Origin of the sequence: Pseudomonas sp. E6002 (assembly GCF_013385565.1) — a bacterium.
GTDB lineage: Bacteria > Pseudomonadota > Gammaproteobacteria > Pseudomonadales > Pseudomonadaceae > Aquipseudomonas.
This window is the reverse complement of sequence record NZ_JACAPT010000009.1, coordinates 532,495-557,956: the sequence shown is the minus strand read 5'-3', so window position 1 is coordinate 557,956 and position 25,462 is coordinate 532,495. Positions and strand designations below refer to the sequence as shown.

The 25,462-nt window shown below is 61.8% G+C and carries 22 protein-coding genes; 13 read left to right on the top strand and 9 right to left on the bottom strand.

The features are described from left to right. Positions 1-50: 50 nt before the first annotated feature. The 4 genes from HX815_RS08880 to aspA all read right to left on the bottom strand — a co-directional run bounded on the left by HX815_RS08880 (position 51) and on the right by aspA (position 5,417). A complete protein-coding gene (locus HX815_RS08880; RefSeq protein ID WP_177028075.1) occupies positions 51-1,043 on the bottom strand; it encodes an AraC family transcriptional regulator in 993 nt (330 codons plus the stop codon). A 50-nt stretch (positions 1,044-1,093) separates the two neighbouring features. Further along, positions 1,094-2,071, bottom strand: a complete 978-nt coding sequence (locus HX815_RS08875; protein ID WP_177028074.1) for an asparaginase — start codon at positions 2,069-2,071, stop codon at positions 1,094-1,096. Between the two features lie 77 nt (positions 2,072-2,148). Then, positions 2,149-3,600 (bottom strand): sodium:alanine symporter family protein, encoded by a 1,452-nt coding sequence (locus HX815_RS08870; protein ID WP_003213417.1) that lies wholly within the window; start codon positions 3,598-3,600, stop codon positions 2,149-2,151. Positions 3,601-3,992: 392 nt separating this feature from the next. Continuing rightward, on the bottom strand, positions 3,993-5,417 hold the full coding sequence (gene aspA / locus HX815_RS08865) for an aspartate ammonia-lyase (RefSeq protein ID WP_003213415.1): 1,425 nt from the start codon (positions 5,415-5,417) through the stop codon (positions 3,993-3,995). A 181-nt stretch (positions 5,418-5,598) separates the two neighbouring features. On the opposite strand from aspA, the gene HX815_RS08860 reads away from it, so the two are divergent. The 5 genes from HX815_RS08860 (at position 5,599) to HX815_RS08840 (ending at position 9,390) form a co-directional block, all read left to right on the top strand. Then, the gene (locus tag HX815_RS08860) at positions 5,599-6,507 is read left to right on the top strand and encodes a LysR substrate-binding domain-containing protein (RefSeq protein WP_003213413.1); all 909 of its coding nucleotides are present in this window, start codon (positions 5,599-5,601) and stop codon (positions 6,505-6,507) included. 332 nt (positions 6,508-6,839) lie between these two features. Beyond that, positions 6,840-7,331 carry a 5-(carboxyamino)imidazole ribonucleotide mutase gene (gene purE, locus HX815_RS08855; RefSeq protein ID WP_003213411.1) on the top strand — a complete coding sequence of 164 codons (492 nt, stop codon included), beginning with the start codon at positions 6,840-6,842 and terminating at the stop codon, positions 7,329-7,331. Between the two features lie 12 nt (positions 7,332-7,343). Continuing rightward, the gene (locus tag HX815_RS08850) at positions 7,344-8,429 is read left to right on the top strand and encodes a 5-(carboxyamino)imidazole ribonucleotide synthase (protein ID WP_177028073.1); all 1,086 of its coding nucleotides are present in this window, start codon (positions 7,344-7,346) and stop codon (positions 8,427-8,429) included. Between the two features lie 103 nt (positions 8,430-8,532). Beyond that, positions 8,533-8,778 (top strand): GlsB/YeaQ/YmgE family stress response membrane protein, encoded by a 246-nt coding sequence (locus HX815_RS08845; protein WP_003213408.1) that lies wholly within the window; start codon positions 8,533-8,535, stop codon positions 8,776-8,778. Between the two features lie 78 nt (positions 8,779-8,856). Beyond that, on the top strand, positions 8,857-9,390 hold the full coding sequence (locus HX815_RS08840) for a DUF3299 domain-containing protein (RefSeq protein ID WP_023659290.1): 534 nt from the start codon (positions 8,857-8,859) through the stop codon (positions 9,388-9,390). A gap of 120 nt (positions 9,391-9,510) precedes the next feature. Here the strand turns inward: HX815_RS08840 and HX815_RS08835 are convergent, their stop codons facing one another. Both HX815_RS08835 and HX815_RS08830 read right to left on the bottom strand, forming a co-directional pair. Further along, complete coding sequence (locus tag HX815_RS08835) at positions 9,511-10,410, bottom strand: D-hexose-6-phosphate mutarotase (protein ID WP_177028072.1); 900 nt, start codon at positions 10,408-10,410, stop codon at positions 9,511-9,513. Between the two features lie 58 nt (positions 10,411-10,468). After that, positions 10,469-10,873 carry an acyl-CoA thioesterase gene (locus HX815_RS08830; protein ID WP_003176975.1) on the bottom strand — a complete coding sequence of 135 codons (405 nt, stop codon included), beginning with the start codon at positions 10,871-10,873 and terminating at the stop codon, positions 10,469-10,471. A gap of 457 nt (positions 10,874-11,330) precedes the next feature. Here HX815_RS08830 and HX815_RS08825 point away from each other — a divergent pair, with 457 nt between their 5' ends. The 8 genes from HX815_RS08825 to HX815_RS08790 all read left to right on the top strand — a co-directional run bounded on the left by HX815_RS08825 (position 11,331) and on the right by HX815_RS08790 (position 21,807). Continuing rightward, positions 11,331-12,620: an MFS transporter gene (locus tag HX815_RS08825; RefSeq protein ID WP_003213403.1), complete on the top strand. Its 1,290-nt coding sequence runs from the start codon at positions 11,331-11,333 to the stop codon at positions 12,618-12,620. Positions 12,621-12,949: 329 nt separating this feature from the next. Continuing rightward, positions 12,950-13,939 (top strand): phosphate ABC transporter substrate-binding protein PstS, encoded by a 990-nt coding sequence (locus HX815_RS08820; RefSeq protein WP_076013198.1) that lies wholly within the window; start codon positions 12,950-12,952, stop codon positions 13,937-13,939. Positions 13,940-14,369: 430 nt separating this feature from the next. Beyond that, the gene (locus HX815_RS08815) at positions 14,370-16,403 is read left to right on the top strand and encodes an ABC transporter permease subunit (RefSeq protein WP_173406109.1); all 2,034 of its coding nucleotides are present in this window, start codon (positions 14,370-14,372) and stop codon (positions 16,401-16,403) included. Positions 16,404-16,418: 15 nt separating this feature from the next. Then, positions 16,419-18,089 (top strand): phosphate ABC transporter permease PstA, encoded by a 1,671-nt coding sequence (gene pstA / locus HX815_RS08810; RefSeq protein WP_008439475.1) that lies wholly within the window; start codon positions 16,419-16,421, stop codon positions 18,087-18,089. Positions 18,090-18,228: 139 nt separating this feature from the next. Beyond that, positions 18,229-19,062, top strand: coding sequence for a phosphate ABC transporter ATP-binding protein PstB (gene pstB, locus HX815_RS08805; RefSeq protein WP_003213395.1), 834 nt, complete (start codon positions 18,229-18,231; stop codon positions 19,060-19,062). A gap of 72 nt (positions 19,063-19,134) precedes the next feature. Next, positions 19,135-19,896 carry a phosphate signaling complex protein PhoU gene (gene phoU / locus HX815_RS08800; RefSeq protein ID WP_003213392.1) on the top strand — a complete coding sequence of 254 codons (762 nt, stop codon included), beginning with the start codon at positions 19,135-19,137 and terminating at the stop codon, positions 19,894-19,896. A 124-nt stretch (positions 19,897-20,020) separates the two neighbouring features. After that, positions 20,021-20,920, top strand: coding sequence for a response regulator (locus tag HX815_RS08795; protein ID WP_003213389.1), 900 nt, complete (start codon positions 20,021-20,023; stop codon positions 20,918-20,920). A gap of 236 nt (positions 20,921-21,156) precedes the next feature. Further along, positions 21,157-21,807, top strand: a complete 651-nt coding sequence (locus HX815_RS08790) for a M23 family metallopeptidase (protein ID WP_008439474.1) — start codon at positions 21,157-21,159, stop codon at positions 21,805-21,807. A 117-nt stretch (positions 21,808-21,924) separates the two neighbouring features. Here HX815_RS08790 and HX815_RS08785 read toward each other — a convergent pair whose 3' ends face one another. From HX815_RS08785 to phoB, 3 genes are all read right to left on the bottom strand, one after another. Then, positions 21,925-23,265 carry a hemolysin family protein gene (locus HX815_RS08785; protein ID WP_003213385.1) on the bottom strand — a complete coding sequence of 447 codons (1,341 nt, stop codon included), beginning with the start codon at positions 23,263-23,265 and terminating at the stop codon, positions 21,925-21,927. Positions 23,266-23,389: 124 nt separating this feature from the next. After that, positions 23,390-24,712, bottom strand: a complete 1,323-nt coding sequence (gene phoR / locus HX815_RS08780) for a phosphate regulon sensor histidine kinase PhoR (RefSeq protein WP_003213382.1) — start codon at positions 24,710-24,712, stop codon at positions 23,390-23,392. A gap of 43 nt (positions 24,713-24,755) precedes the next feature. After that, positions 24,756-25,445 (bottom strand): phosphate regulon transcriptional regulator PhoB, encoded by a 690-nt coding sequence (gene phoB, locus HX815_RS08775; RefSeq protein WP_003195617.1) that lies wholly within the window; start codon positions 25,443-25,445, stop codon positions 24,756-24,758. Positions 25,446-25,462: the final 17 nt, after the last annotated feature.

Genomic DNA, 25,462 nt, shown 5'->3' with positions numbered 1-25,462 from the left:
GTGACCGCAATTCGCCCCGAAATGGCGCGGCCGTGCCCCAGCAAGTGGCTTCAGGGGCGGAACTGGCTGGGTGCGACGCCGCTCCAGCGAACAAAGGCGTGACGGAAACTCGCGGTTTCGCTGAAGCCCAGCGCCTCGGCAATTCGGTAAATGGGCAGCTCATCCTCGCCCAGCAATCGCTTGGCCCGCTCGAAGCGTAGCTCGTCCAGCAACTCCTGATAGCTGCAGCCCAAGTCATGCAGGTGCCGGCGTAGCGTGCGCGGGGAGCAGTTCATCTGCTCGGCCAGGCCGTCGACGCCCGGCGCGGCGCTAAGTTGGCTGGCGAGCAGGTGGCGAATCTTGCCCAGCCAGGCCTGGCGCCCGGTGAACTCGGTGTTTTGCTTGCGGCAGCGCTCGGCCATGGCCTGGTGGGTGACGGCGTCGGCTAATGGCAGGGGCTGGTCCAGCCAGCTTCGGTCGAAGGCAAACGCGTTGGCGATGGCGCCGAATTGCAGCGGGCAGGCAAAGATTTCGGCGTACCGTGCGCGGTAATCCGGGGCGTCGTGTTCAAAGCGCGCCGCAAGCAGCGGCAGGGCATGCCCCAGCAGGTCGTCGCAGATCACCTTCAACGAGGCCAGGCAGAGTTCGACGTTGAACGTTTCCAGCGCCGGATTTTCCCGGTAATCCGCGGCGCTGAACCAGATGCGCGTGCCGTCGTCCTCAAGGTCCAGCTCGAAAAGTGTTCCCAGCAGCGCCGGATACCGCAGCGCCAGGCGCAAAGCGTCACCGAAGGTGGCACTGGTGAGCAGTGCGTAACCGAGCATGCCATAGGAAGAAACGTGCATTTGCCGGCCCAGCTCCAGGCCGATATCCCGGCGCAGGGCCACGGCGTTGGCGCACACGCGCATCTCCTGGTTGGTGGTGATGCGGGTGTCGGCGCGGCTCAAGTCCGCCGCGCAAATACCGCTGCCGGCCAGCAAGGCCTCGGCGGGTTGGCCTTCGGCCTTGAAGGTATTGAGCACCAACGAGACGGCATTGAGGGTGGTGAGGTGGGAGTGCAACATGGGTGCTTCCAGCCAGGGGATGGCTGGAAGAGGAGCAAGTTATATGCCGGTCAGCTCAGTTCGCCGCACAGGTCGAGTTCGACCAGGCGGCGGATTTCGGCGGTGTCCAGCCCGGCGCCGATCAACGCATTGAGCTTGCCGAACGCGGCTTCACGGGTCATCCCGCCACCCGACAACACCCCGACGCCCCGCAGGCGGCTGCCGGCTTCGTACACGTCCAGCTCCACACCGCCTTCATGGCATTGGGTGATTGCCACCACGACCACGCCGTTATCCTGCGCGCGCTGCAGGCTGGCGAGGAACTGCGGGTTGTCGCTCGGTCCGGTGCCGCTGCCGAAGCATTCCAGCACCAGCGCCTGGATGCCGCTGTCGATCAACGCGTCCAATTGCGCGGCGGCGATGCCCGGCACCAGTGGCAGCACACCCACATTGGCCAGCGCCTTGGGCTGGCGGTAATGCAGCGCCGCCGGAACCAACTCGGCTTGGGCGACGCCGCCGTTACGCTGCAACGCGGCAAACGGGTGGCGACCAAAACTGCGGATTTTCGCGCAACGGGTCGGGGCCATCAGTGCACCGTGGAAGTACAGTTGCACGCCAGGCGCCAGGCCTTGGCCCAGGGCTGCCAACGCACCGCTGACGTTTTCCCAGGCATCGCTGTCGGGCACACCGGCCGGCAGCATCGAGCCGGTAAACAGCACCGGCGCGGGCAGGCCCAGCAGTTGGAAACTCATGGCCGCGGCGCTGTAGGCCAGGGTGTCGGTGCCGTGCAGCACCAGTACGGCGTCGCAACCCTCGTCCACCGCCTCAACCACGGCGGCGCGCAGGCGCTGCCAATAGGCGGGGGTCATGTTCGCACTGTCGATCAGCGGGGACATTTCCCGAAAGCGCCAGGCTGGCATATTCAGTTGGGCGAGGGCTTCGCTCATGCGCGCTTCAAACCCCGAAGCGGGGGCCAGGCCGTTGGCGCTGGCCTGCATGCCGATGGTGCCGCCGGTGTAGAGCACCATGACGTTGTTGGCTGGTTGCATTGAAGAATCTCCTGAACGAAAAACGCCGCCGGGCCCAGAGCATGCCCAAGGCCGGGCGGCGTGTCATCTATCTAGGTTTAGCGTTGCGCTTGAGCGTTCAGTTCTGCCGTCGCTTGAGCGGCTGGCTCAGGCTTCACCGGATTCGCCGGCCAGGCCTTGCGGTCCAGGTCCAGGTCCGGGAACTTGCTGGAATCAAACACCGGGGTCTTGATGCCCGCAGCACGCTGGCCGTCGTAGTCATTCAGGATGCGCATGGCGATCTTGAACAGGAACGCCAGGGCGAACAGGTTGACGAACGCCAGCATGGTCATGGTGATGTCGGCGAAGGCGAACACGGTGCTCAGGTTCTCGATGGAACCCCAGAAAATCAGCACCAGCACCAGCGCGCGGTAGCCCATCAGCACCTTGCGGTTGTCGCCTACGATGAAGCGCAGGTTGCTCTCGCCGAGGTAGTAGTTGTACATGATCGAGGTGAACACGAACAACGCCAGGGCCACCGAGATGAACATCCGGCCCCAGTCACCCACCACCGCCGCCAGGGAGTTCTGGGTCAGGGCAATGCCGTCGCCTTCAAAGCCCGGGGTGTAGAAGCCCGAGAGCAGGATCAGCAGCGCGGTGCAGGTGCAGATGACGAAGGTGTCGAGGAACACGCTGAACGCCTGAACCACGCCTTGGGCGATCGGGTGTTCAACCGAGGCGACTGCCGCCACGTTAGGCGCACTGCCCAGGCCGGCTTCGTTGGCGAACACGCCGCGTTTCACACCCATGATGATCGCGCTGCCCACCAGGCCACCGAAGGCCTGGTCGAGGCCGAAAGCGCTCTTGACGATGGTCGCGAGCATGGCCGGCACGTGGTCGAATTGCAGCACGATCACGTACAGGGTCACCGCGATGTAGACCAGGGTCTTGACCGGCACCAGCAGGTCGGCGATCGAGGCGATACGCTTGATCCCGCCGATGAACACCAGGCCCAGCAACACCGCCAGGGCCAGGCCGGTGTAGGTGGTGTCGAGGCCAAATGCGTTGTTCAGCGAGTGGGTTACGGCGTGGGCTTGCAGGCCATTGAAGGCGAAGCCGAAAGTCACCAGCAGCAGGAACGCCATCACCATGCCCAGCCAGCGTTTGTGCAGGCCGTGCTGGATGTAATACGCCGGGCCACCACGGTAGGTGCCTTCAGCGTCGGTGCGTTTGTACAGTTGGCCGAGGGAGCACTCGATAAAGCTCGAAGACATGCCCACCAGTGCGGTGACCCACATCCAGAATACGGCGCCCGGGCCACCCAGGGTCACGGCAATGCCGACGCCTGCGATGTTGCCGGCACCCACGCGCCCGGCGAGGCTGAGCATCAGCGCCTGGAACGAACTGAGCTGGCCGGCGCTGCTTTTCAGGCTGTCGCGAAACACCGAAAACATGTGGAAAAAGTGACGCAACTGAACGAAACGCGAGCGGATCGTGAAGTAACCACCGAGCCCGACAATGAGCACGATCAATACTTTCCCTGAGAGGAAGTCGTTGATGACTTCTAGCATGGAGTGTTCCTCGCTGATTTTTCTAATGGCAAACGCAGGACGGTCCGACGCATCGCTCGGCACCAGGCAGTGCACGACGCTTCGACCCCAATCCTTTTGCGGGTGTTGTTATTCATGCGGTTTCGCGCTTCCCAGGGTCTCGTTACCGACGACCGCTGACGCGAAGAGGGGCGGCACTATACCTAGGAGTGGGTGATCCGTCTGCACGAGGCGATTAAAGGTTTCAGCCAAGGCGTTACGGGCAAGGCGGGTTTGTTGGGCGATCTTGGAGTTTTTATTGGCGTCATTTCACAACCTTGAGGCAAAAAAAAGGGCCTGAAGAACGAGCCTTCAGGCCCTCAAAAGGTGAGAGGTGTCTAGTCCCTCAACCTGGTGAGCGGTGCAACAAACGCTTAGGCCTTCAGAGGCACCAAGCGTGGGGCAATCATGTTTTCGGGGCGCAGGATGTCGTCGAGCATGGCGTCGTCGAGCAAGCCTTCTTCGCGCACCAGTTCCAGCACGCCGCGGCCGCTTTCAAGGGCGATACGGGCGATGCGGGTGGCGTTTTCATAGCCGATGTACGGGTTCAGCGCGGTGACCAGGCCGATGGAGTGTTCCACCAGCTCGCGGCAGCGGGCTTCGTTGGCAGTGATGCCGACGATGCAGTGCTCGCGCAGCATGTCCATGGCGCGTTGCAGCAGGCGGATCGAGTCGAAGATCTTGTAGGCGATCAGCGGCTCCATCACGTTCAGTTGCAGCTGGCCGCCTTCGGCCGCGATGGTCAGCGCCAAATCGTTACCGATGATTTGGAACGCCACCTGGTTCACGGCTTCCGGGATCACCGGGTTGACCTTGCCGGGCATGATCGAGCTGCCTGGCTGACGCGCCGGCAGGTTGATTTCGTTGATGCCGGTGCGTGGGCCGCTGGACAGCAGGCGCAGGTCGTTGCAGATCTTCGACAGCTTCACCGCGGTACGCTTGAGCATGCCGGAGAACAGCACGAAAGCGCCCATGTCGGAGGTGGCTTCGATCAGGTCGGCAGCCGGTACCAGCGGCTGGCCGCTGATGGTCGCCAGGCGCTGGACGGCCAGGGCCTGGTAACGCGGGTCGGCGTTGATGCCGGTACCGATGGCGGTGCCGCCCAGGTTCACTTCGGTCAGCAGCTCAGGCGCCAGGGTCTTCAGGCGGGCCAGGTCTTCACCGAGGGTGGTGGCGAAGGCACGGAATTCCTGGCCGAGGGTCATCGGCACGGCGTCTTGCAGCTGGGTACGGCCCATTTTCAGGACGTGGCTGAATTCTTCACCCTTGGCAGCGAACGCCTGGATCAGGCTGTCGAGGCTGGCCAACAGCGCGTCGTGGCCCAGCAGCAGACCCAGGCGGATCGCGGTCGGGTAGGCGTCGTTGGTCGACTGCGCCATGTTCACGTCGTTGTTGGGGTGCAGGTATTGGTATTCGCCCTTGCTGTGGCCCATGGCCTCCAGCGCGATGTTGGCGATGACTTCGTTGGCATTCATGTTGGTTGAAGTGCCAGCGCCGCCTTGAATCATGTCCACCACGAACTCTTCGTGGAAATCGCCGCGGATCAGACGGGCACAGGCTTCGCTGATGGCAGCGTGCTTGGCTTCGCTGAGTTGGCCCAGCTCGCGGTTGGCGTCAGCAGCTGCCTGCTTGACCATTGCCAGGCCGACCACCAATTTCGGGTAATGCGAAATCGGAACGCCCGAGAGACGGAAGTTGTTCACCGCTCGCAGGGTCTGGATGCCGTAATACGCTTGAGCGGGTACTTCGAGTACGCCAAGCAGGTCTTTTTCTGTGCGGAAAGATGCAGCGGAGGACATGACGGAAATCATCTCGATATGGACCCGGGCTAGGCCGGAACGCTGTGAATGCTAGGCTTGCAGGAGATTTTGGGCCAATGCTGTTAAACACTGGCCTATGCATAAACGGCATAATGTCGGTGTGACCCCGTTACCATGACGGACGTGTGTGCCAAAATGGTGCGTGCCCCGGGAGGATGTGATGAACCTTGAAAGCAAATGGCTGGAAGACTTTAGCGCCCTGGCTGCCACCCGCAGCTTCTCCCAGGCGGCTGAGCGGCGCTTCGTCACCCAGCCGGCGTTCAGTCGGCGCATCCGCAGCCTGGAGGCGGCGCTGGGGCTGACCCTGGTCAATCGCTCGCGCACGCCGGTCGAACTGACGGCGGCGGGGCAGTTGTTCCTGGTCACCGCGCGGACCGTGGTCGAGCAGCTCGGCGAGGTGCTGCGCCACCTGCATCACCTGGAAGGCGGGCAGGGTGAAGTCATGCAAGTGGCGGCGGCGCACTCCCTGGCCCTGGGTTTCTTCCCGCGCTGGATCGCGCAGTTGCGCAACGAAGGGCTGAACATCGCCACGCGGTTGGTCGCCACCAACGTGGGCGACGCCGTGCATGCGCTGCGTGAAGGCGGCTGCGATTTGATGCTGGCGTTCTACGACCCGGATGCGGCGATGCAGATGGACCCGGAGATCTTCCCGTCGCTGCACTTGGGCAACACCGAGATGCTGCCGGTGTGCGCCGCCGATGCCGACGGCAAGCCGTTGTTCGACCTGGAAGGCGAGGGCAGCGTGCCGCTGCTGGCCTACAGCGCGGGGGCTTTCCTGGGGCGCTCGGTAAACCTGTTGCTGCGCCAGCGGGCGCTGCGCTTTACCACGATTTACGAAACCGCCATGGCCGACAGCCTGAAAAGCATGGCCCTTGAGGGCTTGGGCATTGCCTGGGTGCCGCAGTTGAGCGTGCGCGCCGAGCTGGCCCGGGGTGAACTGGTGGTGTGCGGCGGCCCGCAATGGCATGTGCCGCTGGAGATCCGGTTGTATCGCTGTGCGTTGGTGCGCAAGGCGAACGTGCGGTTGTTGTGGCGCAAGCTGGAAGGCGGCGCGGCGCAGAATACCTGAGCCCACACAGATCAAATGTGGGAGCGGGCTTGCTCGCGAAAGCGTAGTGTCAGTCAACCCATCTGTGGCTGATCCACCGCATTCGCGAGCAAGCCCGCTCCCACATTAGTTTTCTGGTGTGTTCGCTGACCTGGAAGTCAATAAAACCGCCTGTTTGAGGTGTAAGACAGATGGTCATTCCAGGGGCTGTTTATCTGCGTTATTACGGTATACTGCGCGGCCTTCGGCCGGTCCAACCGGCCTTAATTCGTACAACAAGCCACGCTGGATTTCCCGCGTGGCTTGTTGTTTTTTGACGCGCCTGCGGGCGCCCAGAGAGAAGAGGCACGACGATGAGTGCATTGGTTGGCGTGATCATGGGCTCCAAGTCCGATTGGTCCACCCTTAGCCACACCGCCGATATGCTGGAAAAACTCGGCATTCCCTACGAAGTGAAGGTGGTTTCCGCCCACCGCACTCCGGATTTGCTGTTCCAGTATGCCGATGAAGCAGAATCCCGTGGCATCGAGGTAATCATCGCCGGTGCCGGCGGCGCAGCTCACCTGCCAGGCATGTGTGCGGCCAAGACTCACCTGCCAGTGCTGGGCGTACCGGTGCAGTCGTCGATGCTCTCGGGCGTGGATTCGCTGTTGTCCATCGTGCAGATGCCCGCCGGTATTCCGGTGGCTACCCTGGCGATCGGCAAGGCCGGCGCGATCAACGCTGCCTTGTTGTCCGCCAGCATCCTCGGCGCCAAGCACCCGCAGTTCCACGCGGCGCTGAAAAAATTCCGTGCTGAGCAGACAGACAGCGTCCTGGACAATCCAGACCCACGCATTGCCTGAGGTGGTTGATTGATGAAAATCGGTGTAATCGGTGGCGGCCAACTGGGCCGCATGCTGGCCCTGGCGGGTACGCCGCTGGGGATGAACTTCGCTTTCCTGGATCCGGCACCAGATGCCTGTGCAACTGCCCTGGGTGAACACCTGCGTGCGGACTACAGCGACCCGGATCACCTGCGCCAATTGGCCGATGAAGTCGACCTGGTAACCTTCGAGTTTGAAAGCGTCCCGGCTGAAACCGTGGCCTTCCTGTCGCAGTTCGTGCCGGTATACCCGAGCGCCGAAGCCTTGCGCATCGCGCGTGACCGCTGGTTCGAGAAGAGCATGTTCAAGGACCTGGGCATCCCGACACCGGCTTTCGCCGACATCCAGTCCCAGGCTGACCTGGACGCCGCGGTCGCCTCCATCGGCCTGCCGGCCGTGTTGAAGACCCGCACCCTGGGTTACGACGGCAAGGGCCAGAAAGTCCTGCGCACCGCCGCCGACGTGGTCGGTACCTTCGCCGAACTGGGCAGCGTCGCCTGCCTGCTGGAAGGCTTCGTGCCGTTCACCGGTGAAGTCTCGCTGATTGCCGTGCGTGCCCGCGATGGCGAAACGCGTTTCTACCCGCTGGTGCACAACACCCACGACAGCGGCATCCTCAAGCTGTCCGTGGCCAGCACCGATCACCCGCTGCAAGCCCTGGCCGAAGATTATTCGAGCCGTGTGCTGAAGCAACTGGATTACGTCGGCGTGATGGCGTTCGAGTTCTTTGAAGTCGACGGTGGCCTCAAGGCCAACGAAATCGCCCCGCGCGTGCACAACTCCGGGCACTGGACCACCGAAGGCGCCGAGTGCAGCCAGTTCGAAAACCACCTGCGGGCGGTAGCGGGCTTGCCATTGGGCTCCACGGCAAAAGTCGGCGAGAGCGCCATGCTCAACTTCATCGGCGTGGTGCCGCCGGTTGATCGCGTGATCGCGATTGATGACTGCCATCTGCATCACTACGGCAAGGCGTTCAAGGCCGGGCGCAAGGTCGGCCACGCCAACCTGCGCTGCAAGGATCGCGCGACGCTGCAAGCGCAGATCCTCAAGGTCGAAGCGCTGATCGCCGAGCAATAACCCAAGGCCGGGCGGAACCATTGGTACCCGCCACCCTCTGATTGCAGGAAGCCAAAGTCTGACTAGGCTTTGACTGAATTCACTTCAATCAGAGGGAAATGCCATGGGTATCATTGGGACCATCTTTATCGGTTTGATCGTCGGCCTGCTGGCGCGTTTCCTGAAGCCAGGCGACGACAGCATGGGCTGGATCATGACCATCCTGCTGGGTATCGCCGGTTCGCTGGTTGCGACTTATGGTGGCCAGGCACTGGGCATCTATCAGGCGGGCCAGGGTGCAGGCTTCATTGGTGCGCTGGTGGGTGCCGTGGTGCTGCTGGTGATCTACGGTCTGCTGAAAAAGAAGTAATTTAGCGACCAGGCCCTCTGCGCTGCGCAGGCGCAGAGGGCTAGAATGCCGGCACTGTAATCCTTGCCGAGCCTCTCCATGCGCCGTCTTCTGTTATCCCTTCTTCTATGCACCGGGTTGGCCCACGCTGGCGAACTGCCGGAAACCGACTGGCTGGAACTGATGCCCAAGTCGGACCAGAAAGCCCTCGAAGAAATGCCGGAAATCGACCACAACTCCCCGGAAGCCCAAGGCACGTTCACCGCAAAGGGTGGCCTGAAGCAGAGCAAGGGTTTGCCGGCGGTTATGTATTCCACCAAGACGGTGGCTGCCATGAACGGCAAGAATATTCGCATTGGCGGCTACCCCGTGCCGCTGGAAACCGACGCCAAGGGCCGCAGCACGCTGTTCTTCCTGGTGCCTTATCCGGGCGCCTGCATCCACGTGCCGCCACCGCCGCCCAACCAGTTGGTGCTGGTGCGTTATCCCAAGGGCTTGAAGCTGGATGACATCTACACGCCGCTGTGGGTGACGGGCACGCTGAAGGTGGAGAAGGTCAACAATGACCTGGCCGATGCGGCGTATGCGTTGGATGCGGGGAAGGTGCGGGCGGTCAAGGAATCGGATCTCTGATCTGATGCAGAACCTAATGTGGGAGCGGGCTTGCTCGCGAATGCGGTGTGTCAGTCAGCACATGCACTAACTGGAACACCGCATTCGCGAGCAAGCCCGCTCCCACATTTTTGATTGGGGTTACAGGGCGATACCGCTGATGCTCACGCCCAGGGTATGGCTTTCACCCGGCGCCAGCGTCACCACATCGTCCAGCACATTCGCGGTCTCGATGCACAACATGCCCTGCCAGCCGTCGTCGGCCATGTCACTGAAGGCCTTGGCACGTTCGGTCCACGGGTTCCAGATCACCGTCGAATGCGAGCCTATGCTGGTGAGCTGAACGCGGCGCTGCCAGTCTTTATCGACGATGTTCACTTGAGTCGGGGTGTCGAGGTAGATGCGGTCGGTCTCGGCGGTGAAGTGCAGCAGCCCGGATTGCTGCTTTTGGGTCCAGCCGTCGGCGGTATCGATATAGTCCCGCCCGTCCAGGCCGTCGACCTGCACGTTGCGTACATCGCTGACCGCAAAATAGCTGTGCAGCGCCTGGCTGAGGCTGACGGTCTCGGCGCCGTGGTTGTGGCTGGTCAGGCGGATGTGCAGTTGATCATCCAGCAGGATGCTCATCTTCAGGTCAACCTGATGCGGCCAACCCGGGAAGCCGCCTTCAGGCACCGGCAGTTCCAGCTCAACCCGCAACGCCGTGCCTTCAGCTTCCACGCCAGCCAGCGTCCAGTCCGCGGTCCGTACGAAACCATGGGCACCGGCCGGCTCGGCGCCCTGGTACATGGCCTTGACGCTCTGCGGGTTGCGGTCGAATACGCCAAACCACGGCCAGCACACCGGCACGCCGGTACGAATGCCTTTGCCTTTCTTGAACAGCACCTGATCGTTGGGCCAGATCAGCGGCTTCTCGCCGGTGCGCTGGTAACTCACGATGTGCGCGCCTTGCTGGGCCACCACCAATTCGGCGCCGTTGTGGCGGATGCGCCAAGCGTTCAGCTCATCCAGTTTTACGGTTTCAATGTTGGGCGTAGACATAGGCGCGCGCTCTCAATGGCAGACAATGGGGCAATGGACCGTCAAAACGTCGCGATGTTTAACGCGCCCGCGACGGAACCGAGCGGGTGCGGCCGCTGCCATCGATGGCAACGAACACAAACACCGCCTCGGTGACTTTGCGCCATTCGCTGGACAGCGGGTCGTCGCTCCACACTTCGACCATCATCTGGATCGAGCTGCGGCCGATTTCCAGGGCCTGGGTATAGAAGGACAACTGCGCGCCGACGGCCACGGGCACCAGGAATGCCATGCGATCAATCGCCACGGTGGCTACGCGGCCACCGGCAACCTTGCTCGCCATGGCGGTGCCGGCCAGGTCCATCTGCGCGACCAGCCAGCCGCCGAAGATGTCGCCGAAACCGTTGGTTTCACGCGGGAGTGCGGTGATTTGCAGGGCGAGATCGCCTTGCGGGATAGGATCTTCTTGTTCGAGTTCGATCATGCCGGTGCCTCTGACCCGTGACGCTTCATGGGTATTTCAAGTGGATAGCCGTCTTCTGGAAAAACGTTTCAGCACCAACATACACCGCTCGATGCGTTTCTCGTAAGGCGTACTAAAGGGAAACTCTGCCAAATCGGCTGGCGTATAACCAACGGCGTTTTGGCACAGCAGCCCCTCAAGGATGCGGGTCTGGCGCTTGCAAGGGCCGAGTATATCGAGCCGTCGGCGTCACGACGACCTCCCGACGCTCATTTGGTCGGTAAATAGACGCTGTATCGCGGCTTTTTCCGGCAACTGTGCTCCTGCTCATATTAATTGCACGTCTGCTACGGAAATATTTCGCGGATCTGAACTGTTAACGGCTCAACGCTGTGCTTTTTCAAGCGATTTGCTATCTTGCCAAGCCTGCCGCAAGTCCCGGGCTTGCCGTCCTGACTACTATAAGAGAAGCCTTGCCATGTCCTCCGTGCCCGCAAGCAGTGCGCAACCGTCGCGCCCGCTGACCCGCAACGACTACAAAACCCTGTCGCTGTCTGCCTTGGGCGGGGCGCTGGAGTTCTACGACTTCATCATCTTCGTATTTTTTGCGACGGTAGTCGGGAAGCTGTTCTTCCCGGCGGACATGCCCGAATGGCTGCGCATGATGCAGACCTTCGGCATCTTCGCCGCCGGCTACCTGGCGCGGCCGCTGGGCGGGATCATCATGGCGCACTTCGGCGACCTGCTGGGGCGCAAGAAGATGTTCACCCTGAGCATCTTCATGATGGCCGTGCCGACCCTGATCATGGGCCTGCTGCCGACCTACGCGCAGATCGGCCTGTGGGCGCCGATCCTGTTGCTGCTGATGCGCGTGATCCAGGGCGCGGCGATTGGCGGTGAAGTGCCGGGCGCGTGGGTGTTCGTGTCCGAGCACGTGCCGCCCCGTCACATCGGTTATGCCTGCGGCACCCTGACCAGCGGCCTGACGGCCGGCATTCTGTTGGGTTCGCTGGTGGCCACCGCCATCAACACGCTCTACAGCCCGGAACAGGTGTCGGATTACGCCTGGCGCATTCCGTTCCTGCTGGGTGGCGTGTTCGGCCTGTTGTCGGTGTACCTGCGTCGCTGGCTGCACGAAACCCCGATCTTCGCCGAGATGCAGCAGCGCAAGACCCTGGCGGCCGAGCTGCCGTTGCGCGCGGTGTTGCGTGACCATCGTGGCGCCATCGTACTGTCGATGCTGTTGACCTGGCTGCTGTCGGCCGGTGTGGTCGTGGTTATCCTGATGACGCCGACCGTGCTGCAAACGATCTACCACTTCAGCCCAACGGTGGCGCTGCAGGCCAATAGCCTGGCCATCGTCACTCTGAGCCTGGGGTGTATTGCTTCCGGCGCCCTGGCCGACCGTTTTGGTGCCGGGCGCGTGCTGATCATCGGTTGTGCCTTGTTGCTGGCAACGTCCTGGACGCTCTATCACAGCCTGATGGCTCACCCGGACTGGCTGTTCCCGCTGTACGCCTTGACCGGCCTGTTTGTAGGCACCATCGGCGTGGTGCCCTATGTCATGGTGAAAGCGTTCCCGCCGGTGGTGCGTTTCAGCGGTTTGTCGTTCTCCTACAACGTCGCCTACGCCGTATTCGGTGGCCTGACGCCGTTAGCGGTGTCGCTGCTGATGAAGGAAAGCCCGATGGGCCCTGCTTACTACGTGGCGGCCCTGTGCGTGATGGGGATGGCGGTGGGTGGGTACCTGTGGAAGCGCGGGCGCTGACACGTTTTTGAAAACTGCCGGACAACCTTGTGGCGAGGGAGCTTGCTCCCGTTGAACTGCGCAGCCGTTCCATTCTGGGGGCCGCTACGCGACCCAACGGGAGCAAGCTCCCTCGCCACAGATTTTGCCTTACAACGATTACAGATTGTTTCCACGAAATCGCTCCAACCTCCTCGCAAGCCCCGGATTTATTGGCGTTTCTCCTTCCTGTCAGCTTTTTCATAAATGCTGGCCTTTCATCTAATTGTCATATTCCAGACATAGAGTGTTCACACGGCCTACCGATACTTGGCCCCGATCCAACTATCCCTATCTGCTAGGAGCAAGGCATGAAACTGAAACGTTTGATGGCGGCAATGACTTTTGTCGCTGCTGGCGTTGCGACCGCTAACGCGGTAGCCGCTGGTGTTGACCCGGCGATTCCGGCTTACGTGAAGACCACTGGTGTGTCGGGCAACCTGTCCAGCGTTGGTTCCGATACCCTGGCAAACCTGATGACCCTGTGGGCTGAGGGTTACAAAAAGGAATACCCGAACGTCAACATCCAGATTCAGGCCGCCGGCTCCGCCACTGCACCTCCTGCACTGACTGAAGGCACCTCCAACCTGGGCCCGATGAGCCGCAAGATGAAGGACACCGAACTGGCTGCCTTCGAGCAGAAGTACGGCTACAAGCCAACCGCGATCCCGGTTGCCGTGGATGCCCTGGCCGTGTTCGTGCACAAGGACAACCCGATCCAGCACCTGACCATGGAACAAGTCGACGCGATCTTCTCCTCGACTCGTCTGTGCGGCGCCAAGGCTGACGTCAAGACCTGGGGCGACCTGGGCGTGACCGGCGACCTGGCCAACAAGCCAGTGCAACTGTTCGGTCGCAACTCGGTATCCGGCACCTACGGCTACTTCAAGGAAGAAGCCCTGTGCAAAGGCGACTACAAGCCTAACGTGAACGAACAACCTGGTTCGGCGTCGGTTGTGCAGTCCATCAGCTCCTCGCTGAACGGCATCGGTTACTCGGGCATCGGTTACAAAACCGCCAGCGTGAAAACCGTGGCCCTGGCCAAGAAAGGCAGCACTGACTTCATCGAAGACACCGAAGAAAACGCCCTGAACGGCAAATACCCGCTGTCGCGCTTCCTCTACGTCTACGTCAACAAAGCCCCGAACAAGCCTCTGGCCCCGCTGGAAGCCGAGTTCGTGAAGCTGGTTCTGTCCAAACAGGGCCAGGAAGTGGTAGTGAAAGACGGCTACATCCCGCTGCCAGCCAAAGTTGCCGCCAAGGCACTGGCTGACCTGGGCCTGAAAGAAGGTGGCAAATAAGCCGCCGGTAAACCTGCCTGGAACCGCGGTTTAACCTCGGTTCAAGGCCTGGGCGGGGTCTGTAAGACCTGGACCTCGCCTCCCATTTTTTAATCCGCTGCCAGCCCTGCTACGCGGCGGATTTCTTGCGTCACTGCATTGTCATCTTTCTGTCATACAGGATCGCTAGGGTGTGCGCATGAATGATCTGGCCAATTCCACCATGACGACGACTTCTCCCCCCAAGCGCATTGATTTCAATACGCCTGAGCTGCAACGCAAGCGCCGCATCCGCGCGCTCAAGGATCGCCTGACCCGCTGGTACGTGCTGATTGGCGGCCTCGCCGTCCTGGGCGCGATCACCTTGATCTTCTTCTTCCTCGCCTACGTGGTCGCCCCGCTGTTCCACGGCGCCAACCTGACCAAGGAAGAGGCCCTGGCGCCTGCCTGGCTGCAGGACGCCGGCAAGCCGCTGATGATCTCCATGGAAGAACAGAACCAGGTCGCCATGCGGGTTTCCGACAAGGGCCAGGCGCTGTTCTTCAACGTTGACACGGGTGCCGAACTCAAGCGCGTTGACCTGCCGTTGCCGGCGGGCGTGACAGTCGCCTCCATTGGTGAAGACCAGCCCGGCAGCCCGCTGGTGATCCTGGGCCTGTCCAACGGCCAGTCCCTGGTGTTCCGCCACACCTATAAAGTGTCGTACCCGGACGGCAAGAAGACCATCTCGCCCGCCGTCGAATACCCTTACGGCGAAACACCGATCGTCCTCGACGAACAGGGCCGCTCCCTTGAGCATGTCGCCTTGAATGCGACCGACTCGACGCTGGTGGTGGCTGGTTCCAGTGGTGCCCATCTGAACGTGCTGTCCATCAGCCGTGAAGAAAACATGATGACCGAGGAAGTCACCACCGAGCAGAAACGCATCGAGCTGCCGCAAATGACCGAGCCGGTCAAAGCCATCTTCGTTGATCCGCGCCAGCAGTGGCTGTACGTGATCAACGGTCGCGCCCAGGCCGACGTTTTCAGCCTGCGGGACAAGAGCCTCAACGGTCGCTACAAATTATTGGAAGACGGCGTGGCGCAAGTCACGGCCAGCACCCAACTGGTGGGCGGCATCTCGCTGATCATCGGTAACTCCAGCGGTGGCCTGGCGCAGTGGTTCATGGCCCGCGACCCGGACGGCGAACAACGCCTGAAGCAGATCCGTACCTTCCAGATGGGCACCGCGCCTATCGTTGAAATCACTGCTGAAGAACGTCGCAAAGGCTTCACCGCCCTCGACGCTTCCGGCAAGTTCGGTGTGTTCCACAGCACTGCCCACCGTACGTTGCTGGTGGACCAGGTGGTCGACGGCAACGGTATCTTCGGCATGTCGCCACGGGCCAACCGGGTGATCGTCGAGGCCGGCGGCAAGCTTCAACCGCTGCTGCTGGACAACCCGCACCCGGAAGTTTCCTGGAGCGCGCTGTGGAGCAAGGTCTGGTACGAAAACTACGACGAACCTAAATACGTCTGGCAATCGACCGCCGCCAACACCGATTTCGAACCCAAGATGAGCCTGGCGCCCCTGACCTTCGGTACCCTGAAGGCCGCGTTCTACGCCATGCTGCTGGCCGCGCCACTGGCCGTTGCCGCTGCGATCTACACCGCTTACTTCATGGCCCCGAGCCTGCGCCGCAAGGTCAAGCCGGTGATCGAGTTGATGGAAGCGATGCCGACGGTGATCCTCGGTTTCTTCGCCGGCCTGTTCCTGGCGCCGTATGTCGAAGGGCATTTGCCGGGGATTTTCAGCCTGCTGATGCTGCTGCCGATTGGCATCCTGGTGGCCGGCTTCGTCTTCAGCCGCCTGCCTGAGTCGATCCGCCTGCGGGTCCCGGATGGCTGGGAAAGCGCGATCCTGATCCCGGTCATCCTGTTTGTGGGCTGGCTCTCGTTGTACATGAGCCCGTACCTGGAAACCTGGTTCTTCGGCGGCGACATGCGCATGTGGATCTCCCACGACCTGGGCATCACCTACGACCAGCGCAACGCCCTGGTAGTCGGCCTGGCCATGGGTTTCGCGGTGATCCCGAACATCTACTCCATCGCCGAAGACGCCGTGTTCAGCGTGCCGCGCGGCCTGACCCTCGGCTCCCTGGCCCTGGGCGCCACGCCATGGCAGACCATGACCCGCGTCGTGATCCTGACCGCCAGCCCGGGCATCTTCTCGGCGCTGATGATCGGCATGGGCCGCGCGGTCGGTGAAACCATGATCGTGCTGATGGCCACCGGCAACACGCCGGTGATGGAGATGAACCTGTTTGAAGGCCTGCGCACCCTGGCAGCCAACGTCGCGGTGGAAATGCCCGAATCGGAAGTCGGCGGCAGCCACTACCGCGTGCTGTTCCTCTCGGCGCTGGTGCTGCTGCTGTTCACCTTCATCATGAACACCCTCGCCGAGCTGATTCGTCAGCGTCTGCGCAAGAAATACTCGTCGCTTTAAGAAAGGTAGAAGTCTGTGAAACAGAACTCCCTGAATGGATGGTTCAAGAGCGGCGCCCCAGGCGTCTGGATCAGCGGTGGCGCGGTGTCCATCGCGGTCATCATGACCATTGGTCTGCTGGCCGTGATCGCCGTGCGTGGCCTGGGCCACTTCTGGCCGGCCGACCTGATCCAGGCCAACTACAACGTGCCTGGCCAGGAAAATCACATCGTCGTCGGCGAAGTGGTGCAGAAAGAAGAAGTGCCCCGCGAGCGACTGAAAAGCGCTGGCTTGCCGGTGCCGGACCAAGGCCCGGAGTTCATGACCCGCGAGCTGATCAAGGTCGGCAACCGTGACTTGAACGGCAATGACTTCACCTGGATCGTCGGCGAGTGGCTGACCAACCAGACCAAGCCGGTCGAGTTGATGGCCATCGAGCGTCGTGAGTGGGGCAACTTCTACGGCACCCTGGTCAACGTCAAGCAGGACGGCAAGGTGATCGCCGAAGGCGAGGCGGCCTGGCCGGAACTGCAAGCCCGCGTGGACCGCGTCAACAAGCTCGCGGCCCAGCTCAAGACCCTCGAGAAGTCCGACATCGGCGCCATCAACGCCGGCCTCGAACGCATCCGCCTGCACGGTCGCAAGCTGGAGCTGGAAGGCAAGCTGGACGCCACCGCCCAGGCCGACATGGACAGCGGCCGCGCCGAACTGAACAACCGCTACAAGGATATCGAAGCCCGCCTGGCCGACCTGCATACCCAGTTCAACCGCGACAGCCTGACCGCCCGCGATGCCAACGGCAAAGAAATCGAAATCGGCATTGGCAAGGTGGTGCACGCTTACCAGCCGAACGCCATGGGCTACATGACCAAGGTTGGTTTCTACTTCAGCAAGGTCTGGGAATTCCTCAGCGACGATCCACGGGAAGCCAACACCGAAGGCGGGATTTTCCCGGCGATCTTCGGCACCGTGATGATGACCCTGATCATGGCGATGATCGTGACCCCGTTCGGCGTGCTGGCGGCGGTGTACCTGCGTGAATACGCCAAGCAGAACACCCTGACGCGGATCATCCGCATCGCGGTGAACAACCTGGCCGGTGTACCCGCCATCGTTTACGGCGTGTTCGGCCTTGGCTTCTTTGTGTACGTACTGGGCGGCTCGGTTGACCGGCTGTTCTTCGCCGAGGCCTTGCCGGCACCGACCTTTGGTACGCCTGGCCTGCTCTGGGCATCCCTGACCCTGGCGCTGCTGGCGGTACCGGTGGTGATCGTGGCCACTGAAGAAGGCCTGGCGCGGATTCCTCGCACCGTACGTGAAGGTTCTTTGGCACTGGGCGCGACCAAGGCGGAAACGCTGTGGAAGATCGTGCTGCCGATGGCCAGCCCGGCGATGATGACCGGCATGATCCTCGCCGTGGCCCGCGCCGCGGGTGAAGTGGCGCCGCTGATGCTGGTGGGTGTGGTGAAACTGGCGCCGTCGCTGCCGGTGGACGGCAACTACCCGTACCTGCACCTGGACCAGAAGATCATGCACCTGGGCTTCCATATCTATGACGTCGGCTTCCAGAGCCCCAACGTCGAAGCCGCGCGGCCGCTGGTGTACGCCACCGCCTTGCTGCTGGTGCTGGTGATCGCCACGCTCAACTTGTCGGCGGTGTGGATTCGTAACCACCTGCGCGAAAAATACAAAGCGCTGGACAGTTAATTGAAGTGAACGCGGACTAAATGTGGGAGCGGGCTTGCTCGCGAATGCGGTGTATCAGTCATACATGGGTCAACTGACCTGACGCCTTCGCGAGCAAGCCCGCTCCCACAAAACGAATTGGTAGCACAGGGAGCATCCCATGCAACATGAAACCCATTCCCACGGCATCAACATGTCAGCCCTGGGTCGCGACAAGCAGAGCCTGAGCCTGGCCCAGGAAACCGTGGCCATCGAAGTACCGGGCCTGAGCCTGTACTACGGCGACAAGCAGGCGCTGTACGACGTCAGCATGAACATTCCGAAGCAGCGCGTGACCGCCTTCATCGGCCCGTCCGGTTGCGGCAAGTCGACCCTGCTGCGCACCTTCAACCGGATGAACGATCTGGTGGACGGCTGCCGCGTCGAGGGCGCGATCAACCTGTACGGCACCAACATCTACCGCAAGGGCGAAGACGTGGCCGAGCTGCGGCGCCGGGTGGGCATGGTGTTCCAGAAGCCCAACCCGTTTCCCAAGACCATCTACGAAAACGTGGTCTACGGCCTGCGCATCCAGGGCATCAACAAAAAGCGCGTCCTCGACGAAGCCGTTGAGTGGGCACTGAAAGGCGCGGCGCTGTGGGACGAGGTCAAGGACCGCCTGCACGAGTCGGCCCTCGGGTTGTCCGGCGGCCAGCAGCAACGTCTGGTGATCGCCCGCACCATCGCCGTGGAGCCGGAAGTGCTGCTGCTCGATGAACCGTGCTCGGCACTCGACCCCATCTCCACGTTGAAAGTCGAAGAGCTGATCTACGAACTCAAATCCAAGTTCACCATCGTCATCGTGACCCACAACATGCAACAGGCGGCGCGGGTTTCCGACTACACCGCGTTCATGTACATGGGCAAGCTGGTGGAATTTGGCGACACCGATACCCTGTTCACCAACCCGGCGAAGAAGCAGACCGAAGACTACATCACCGGTCGCTACGGCTAGCAGGTGGCTGGTTGCTCACTGAACTGATGCTGCGGTCGACCGCACCTTACTGGACGTTCCAAGGACGCCAACATGATTAGCAAAGAAGGCCTTACCCATCACATCTCCGCGCAGTTCAACGCCGAGCTTGAGGAGGTGCGCAGCCACCTCCTGGCCATGGGCGGGCTGGTGGAGAAGCAAGTCAACGACGCCGTTACCGCGCTGATCGAGGCCGACTCGGGCCTGGCCCAGCAAGTGCGCGAGATCGATGACCAGATCAACCAGATGGAACGCAACATCGACGAAGAATGCCTGCGCATCCTGGCCCGTCGTCAGCCGGCGGCGTCCGACCTGCGTTTGATCATCAGCATCTCCAAGTCGGTGATCGACCTGGAGCGCATCGGTGACGAAGCCACCAAGATCGCCCGCCGCGCCATCCAGTTGTGTGAGGAAGGCGAAGCGCCGCGTGGTTATGTCGAAGTGCGCCACATCGGTGACCAGGTGCGCAACATGGTTCGCGACGCCCTCGACGCGTTTGCCCGTTTCGACGCCGAGCTGGCGTTGTCGGTGGCTCAATACGACAAGACCATCGACCGCGAATACAAGACGGCGCTGCGCGAACTGGCGACCTACATGATGGAAGACCCGCGCTCTATCTCGCGGGTACTGAGCATCATCTGGGTACTGCGTTCGCTGGAACGCATCGGCGACCACGCACGCAACATCTCGGAACTGGTGATTTACCTGGTGCGGGGTACTGACGTGCGGCACATGGGCCTCAAGCGGATGAAAGCAGAAGTTGAAGGTACGACCGATCAAATCCCTAATGTTCCGGGCGTTCCTGACGATAAGTAAGATTGCCCGAGAAATAAACGCCCGGCCTTTGGTCGGGCGTTTTCGTTTGTGGTGTTGGAATTTTTGGCAAAACGCCATCAGCGAAGCGTTATGCTTGCCGGGGTTTTTATAGGATGAAGGGTCGATGAGCAAAGTCAGTGTATTGGTGGTGGATGACGCCTCGTTTATTCGCGACCTGGTGAAGAAGTGCCTGCGTAACTACTTCCCGGGGATCAAGATCGAAGATGCGGTGAACGGCAAAAAGGCCCAGGCCATCCTGATGCGCGAAACCTTCGACATGGTGCTGTGCGACTGGGAAATGCCGGAAATGTCCGGCCTGGAACTGTTGACCTGGTGCCGTGAACAGCCTCATCTCAAAGCCATGCCTTTCGTCATGGTGACCAGCCGTGGCGACAAGGAAAACGTGGTGCAGGCGATCCAGGCCGGGGTTTCCGGCTACGTCAGCAAGCCATTCACCAACGAGCAGTTGCTGAACAAGGTCAAGCAGGCACTGAACAAGATTGGCCGCCTCGACGCGCTGATCGCCAGCGCACCGACCAAGATGAACTCGGCGTTCGGTAACGATTCCCTCAGCGCCCTCACTGGTGGCAAGCCTGACGCAGTCAAGCCGGCCCCGGTGGCGGCGCCCAGCAAAGGCCTGCTCAACAGCCCGCCGGTGCAGGTGGCTGCGGCAGCGTCGCCTGCCAGCGGTCGTGGCCAGGGCCAGTTGCGCCTGTCCAGTGGCACCCAGCAGTGTGTGATCAAGGCCCTGAGCATCAAGGAGGCGCTGCTGGTGGTGCGTCGTGGTGAAATCCTGCCTCAGGTACTGGAAAGCGCCGTGCTCGACCTGGAGCAGGGTGAGAACGCTGAAGTGGCGCGTCTGAATGGCTACCTGCATGCCGTGGTGGCCTACGAGCCCAAGCCCGACAGTGACTGGCTGCAACTGACCTTCCGGTTTATCGACCAGGATGCGCAGAAGCTTGACTACATTTCGCGGCTGATCGCCCGCGGGACCGCACAGAAGCATTTTGTGCCGGGTGCGTGACTTGATGGGGTCTCCAAAAAACCTGTGGCGAGGGGGCTTGTCCCCCGTTGGGCTGCGTAGCGGCCCCAAACCCTGTAATTGAGTTCTGCCTGACCCTGCGCGATAACTCTACTGGGGCCGCTGCGCAGCCCAACGGGGGACAAGCCCCCTCGCCACAGGGGCAGTGGAGGGTTCACATAGCACTGTCATGATCCCTTGTTAGCCTGCCATTCAGTCGTCCCTGGCAGGCCAACCCGATGCTCGTGCGCTCACTGCTGTTGTGTGGACTGTTCGCCGTTGTCATGCCGGCGATGTCCATGACCCTCTACAAATCCATCGACGCCGACGGCGCTGTGGTCTTCAGCGACCGGTACACGCCCGGGGCGCAGGCGTTTGTGTATCAGGAGCGGGTGATTCCCAAGCCTGTATATCCGTCGCAACCCGCTTCCTATCGTTATCCCTTGCCCTGGCGTGGCGGGCCGTTCCGTCTCACCCAAGGCCCCAACGGTACCTTCAGCCACTCTGAGCTCAAAAGCCGTTATGCGATGGACATTGCCATGCCTGAAGGCACGCCAATCATCGCGGCACGTGGCGGTGTCGTACTGAAAACCGAGAACGAGCAGAGCGGGCGCGGCAGCGATCCATCGGGCAATTTCGTGCGGGTGCAGCACGATGACGGCACGCAAGGCGTGTACCTGCACCTCAAGCAAGGGTCGGTCAGCGTCAGGGAAGGGCAGCGCGTGGCGGTGGGCAGCCCGCTGGCGCTGTCGGGCAATACCGGTAACAGCAGCGGGCCGCATCTGCATTTTGTGGTGCAGCGCACGACGGCGTCGGGGCTGGTGTCGATTCCCTATGAATTCAACCAGCCGGTGCAGGCGTTGCCCAACTTTGCGCTGGGCACGCGATAAGGCTTTTGTAGGAGCGAGCTTGCTCGCGAAAAACCTGAGGGCGCTGCCGGGTGTCAGGGTCCCAGCGTTATCGTTAACGTCCTTCGCGAGCAAGCTCGCTCCTACAAGGGGTGTGCCCTAGTCGAGCAATAGCACCTTGGCCAACACGATCTTCGGCCCTTTCATCTTCTTGATGATGATGCGCAGGCCTTCGACTTCCAGCACTTCTTCCTCTTCCGGCACCCGCTTCAGGGTGTCGTAGATCAGCCCGGCCAGGGTTTCGGCTTCGATGTGGTCCAGGTCGACGCCCAGCAGGCGCTCCACCTTGAACAGCGGCGTGTCGCCACGCACCAGCAATTTGCCCGGCTGGTAAGCGAGGATGCCGCGCTCGGCCTTGCGGTGTTCGTCCTGGATGTCGCCTACCAGTACTTCCAGCACGTCTTCCATGGTCAGGTAGCCGATGACCTTGCCGTCGGCCTCTTCCACCAGGGCGAAGTGCGCGCCGCCTTTACGGAACTGCTCGAGCAGTTGCGACAGCGGCATATGGCGCGATACGCGTTCCAGCGGGCGGGTCAGCTCGGCCAGGTTGAACGACTCGGGAATGTGGTCCAGGGCCGCCAGTTCCAGCAGCAGGTCCTTGATGTGCAGCAGGCCGACGAACTCGTTGCGCACGGCGTCGTACACCGGGTAACGGCTGAACTTGTGGCGACGGAACAGCGCCAGGATTTCCTTGAGCGGTGCGTTGAAGTCCAGGGTCACCAGGTCTTCCCGGGAGTTGGCCCAGTCCACCACTTCCAGCTCGCCCATTTCCACGGCGGAGGCCAACACGCGCATGCCTTGGTCGCTCGGGTCCTGGCCACGGCTGGAGTGCAGGATCAGTTTCAGTTCTTCACGGCTGTAATGGTGCTCGTGGTGCGGGCCAGGCTCGCCTTGGCCGGCGATGCGCAGGATGGCGTTGGCACTGGCGTTGAGCAGGTAGATCGCCGGGTACATGGCCCAGTAGAACAGGTACAGCGGCACGGCGGTCCACAGCGACAGCAACTCGGGCTTGCGAATGGCCCAGGACTTGGGCGCCAGTTCACCAACCACGATGTGCAGGTACGAGATCACGAAGAAGGCGGCAAAGAACGACACGCCCTTGATCACTTCCGGCGACTGCACACCGATCGCCCCCAGCAACGGCTCGAGGATGTGCGCGAAGGCCGGCTCACCGACCCAGCCCAGGCCCAGGGAGGCGAGGGTGATACCCAACTGGCAGGCCGACAGATAGGCGTCGAGCTGGCTGTGTACGGTGCGCAGGATCTGCCCGCGCCAGCCGTTCTTGTGGGCGATGGCCTCGACCCGGGTCGAGCGCAGTTTGACCATGGCAAATTCCGCCGCAACGAAAAAGCCGTTGAGCAGTACCAGGATCAGTGCAAAAAGAATCATGCCGAAGTCGGCGAAGAGTGTCGCGAGGGTGATGCCAGGGGAAGGGTCCATGATGGGGTTTTGCGGGTTCCGTCTAATCGAAAAGGGTGAGCAGGTGGGCCTGAAAGGCAGGCGCAAGTCCGCCAATGTAGCGGCTGACGGGGCGCTTGCCTAGTGGCGGCTGCCGGGCGGAGGGTCACTCGTCCTGATGAAGGACCCGGGAATGTGTCACCTGGGCCGGCGGGAAATGGCAGGTAAAGGTACTGCCGTGGCCGAGCACGCTACTGATTTCCAGCCGCGCGCGATGGCGCAGCAGCACATGTTTGACGATGGCCAGGCCGAGCCCGGTGCCGCCGGTGTTGGAGTTGCGGCTGGAGTCGACGCGGTAGAAACGCTCGGTAAGGCGCGGCAAATGCTTGGCGTCGATGCCCATCCCGGAGTCCTGCACGCTGAGGTGTGCGCCCTGGTCGTCGGCCCACCAGCGGATGCGGATGTTGCCTTTGTCCTGGGTGTATTTGACGGCGTTGAACACCAGGTTGGAAAACGCGCTGCGCAACTCGCCCTCGCTGCCCTTGAGCAGTATCGATGGGTCGGCTTCAAGGGTGATCTGCTGTTCACGCTGCCCGGACAATGCCTGGGCGTCGCTCTTGATCGTCTGCAACAGGCTTTGCACCGGCACCGGATGGTTGTCCGAGGGGTAATCGGTGGCTTCCAGCTTGGCCAGCAACAGCAGGTCGTTAAGCAGGGTTTGCATGCGCGAGCCTTGCTGCTGCATCTGTTGCAGGGCACGGGTCCAGCGCGGGTTCACGTCTTCGACGTTATCGAGCAGCGTCTCCAGATAACCGCAGATCACCGTCAGCGGTGTGCGCAGTTCGTGGGAGACGTTGGCGACGAAGTCCTTGCGCATCTGTTCCAGCTGATGGATGCGTGTGACATCGCGCACCAGCATCAAATGTTCGTTATTGCCGTAGCGCGTCAGGTACAGCTGGATACGCACGCGGTCGTTGGTCGGTGACGGGATTTCCAGGGCTTCTTCGTAGTTGTCCTGCTCGAAATACTCCTTGAAACGCGGGTGGCGCACCAGGTTGGTCACCGGCTGGCCGCTGTCCTGGGGCGTCTTGAGACCCAGCAAGGTCTCTGCGGCGCGGTTCCACCATTCCAGGTTGCCGTCGCTGTCGAGCATGATCACCGCGTCTTTCAGTGCGGCGGTGGACTCCTGCACCCGGTCGATCACCGCTTGCAGGCGCCCGCGTACACGCTGGTCGCGGCGTTGCAAGTGGTAGATGCTGTCGAACACCTCGCCCCACAGGCCGTAGCCGTCGGGTGGTGCTTCGTCGGGTTTGTGCTGGCGCAGCCATTCGTGCAGGCGCAGCAGTTGCTTGAGGGTCCAGCCCAGGTAAAGGCCCAGGCCGACGGCCAGGCTCCAGCCGTAATAGCCGCTGACCAGGCCCACCAGCAGGCAGCCGGTGATCAACAGGAGCATGTGGCGGATCAGGGTGCCATGCCAGTTTTGGTTCACTTAAACACGCGTCCTTTCAGCTGTCTGGGCAGTTCGGGCTGGCTCAGCCTTTGGTGGAAAACCGGTAGCCGGTGCCGCGCACGGTTTGTACCAGATTCTCGTAAGCGTCGCCCAAGGCTTTGCGCAGGCGGCGGATATGCACGTCGACGGTGCGCTCCTCCACATACACGTTGCCGCCCCAGACCTGGTCCAGCAGTTGGCCGCGGGTGTAGGCGCGCTCCTGGTGGGTCATGAAGAATTGCAGCAGGCGGTATTCGGTGGGGCCCATCTCGGCGGGTTTGCCGTCGATGGTTACGCGGTGGCTGATCGGGTCAAGGATCAGGCCGTCGACTTCGATAGGCGCTTCACCATCGGTGGGGCCGGCACGGCGCAGAACGGCTTTCAGACGGGCGACCAGTTCCCGTGGGGAAAAGGGCTTGGTGATGTAGTCATCGGCGCCGACTTCCAGGCCCTGGATCTTGTTGTCCTCTTCGCCCTTGGCGGTGAGCATGATGATCGGGATATCCCCGGTCAGCTCGTCACGCTTGAGGCGGCGGGCCAGTTCGATGCCGGAGGTGCCGGGCAGCATCCAGTCCAGCAGGATCAGGTCCGGCTTGCGGTCGACGATAATGGCATGGGCCTGCTGGGAGTTCTCCGCCTCCAGGCAGTCATAGCCGGCCATTTCCAACGCAACGGCGATCATCTCGCGAATGGGCGCTTCGTCGTCAACGATCAGAATGCTCCTGCCAACCATGCTAAATCCTCTTGTCA

Coding starts and splice junctions, on each gene's coding strand:
- phoB (WP_003195617.1), bottom strand. CDS start 25,445: ATGGTTGGCAGGAGCATTCTGATCGTTGACGACGAAGCGCCCATTCGC.
- HX815_RS08820 (WP_076013198.1), top strand. CDS start 12,950: ATGAAACTGAAACGTTTGATGGCGGCAATGACTTTTGTCGCTGCTGGC.
- phoU (WP_003213392.1), top strand. CDS start 19,135: ATGATTAGCAAAGAAGGCCTTACCCATCACATCTCCGCGCAGTTCAAC.
- purE (WP_003213411.1), top strand. CDS start 6,840: ATGAGTGCATTGGTTGGCGTGATCATGGGCTCCAAGTCCGATTGGTCC.
- HX815_RS08880 (WP_177028075.1), bottom strand. CDS start 1,043: ATGTTGCACTCCCACCTCACCACCCTCAATGCCGTCTCGTTGGTGCTC.
- HX815_RS08830 (WP_003176975.1), bottom strand. CDS start 10,873: ATGATCGAACTCGAACAAGAAGATCCTATCCCGCAAGGCGATCTCGCC.
- HX815_RS08825 (WP_003213403.1), top strand. CDS start 11,331: ATGTCCTCCGTGCCCGCAAGCAGTGCGCAACCGTCGCGCCCGCTGACC.
- HX815_RS08790 (WP_008439474.1), top strand. CDS start 21,157: ATGCTCGTGCGCTCACTGCTGTTGTGTGGACTGTTCGCCGTTGTCATG.
- HX815_RS08785 (WP_003213385.1), bottom strand. CDS start 23,265: ATGGACCCTTCCCCTGGCATCACCCTCGCGACACTCTTCGCCGACTTC.
- HX815_RS08795 (WP_003213389.1), top strand. CDS start 20,021: ATGAGCAAAGTCAGTGTATTGGTGGTGGATGACGCCTCGTTTATTCGC.
- pstB (WP_003213395.1), top strand. CDS start 18,229: ATGCAACATGAAACCCATTCCCACGGCATCAACATGTCAGCCCTGGGT.
- HX815_RS08840 (WP_023659290.1), top strand. CDS start 8,857: ATGCGCCGTCTTCTGTTATCCCTTCTTCTATGCACCGGGTTGGCCCAC.
- HX815_RS08850 (WP_177028073.1), top strand. CDS start 7,344: ATGAAAATCGGTGTAATCGGTGGCGGCCAACTGGGCCGCATGCTGGCC.
- HX815_RS08845 (WP_003213408.1), top strand. CDS start 8,533: ATGGGTATCATTGGGACCATCTTTATCGGTTTGATCGTCGGCCTGCTG.
- HX815_RS08870 (WP_003213417.1), bottom strand. CDS start 3,600: ATGCTAGAAGTCATCAACGACTTCCTCTCAGGGAAAGTATTGATCGTG.
- HX815_RS08860 (WP_003213413.1), top strand. CDS start 5,599: ATGAACCTTGAAAGCAAATGGCTGGAAGACTTTAGCGCCCTGGCTGCC.
- aspA (WP_003213415.1), bottom strand. CDS start 5,417: ATGTCCTCCGCTGCATCTTTCCGCACAGAAAAAGACCTGCTTGGCGTA.
- HX815_RS08875 (WP_177028074.1), bottom strand. CDS start 2,071: ATGCAACCAGCCAACAACGTCATGGTGCTCTACACCGGCGGCACCATC.
- HX815_RS08835 (WP_177028072.1), bottom strand. CDS start 10,410: ATGTCTACGCCCAACATTGAAACCGTAAAACTGGATGAGCTGAACGCT.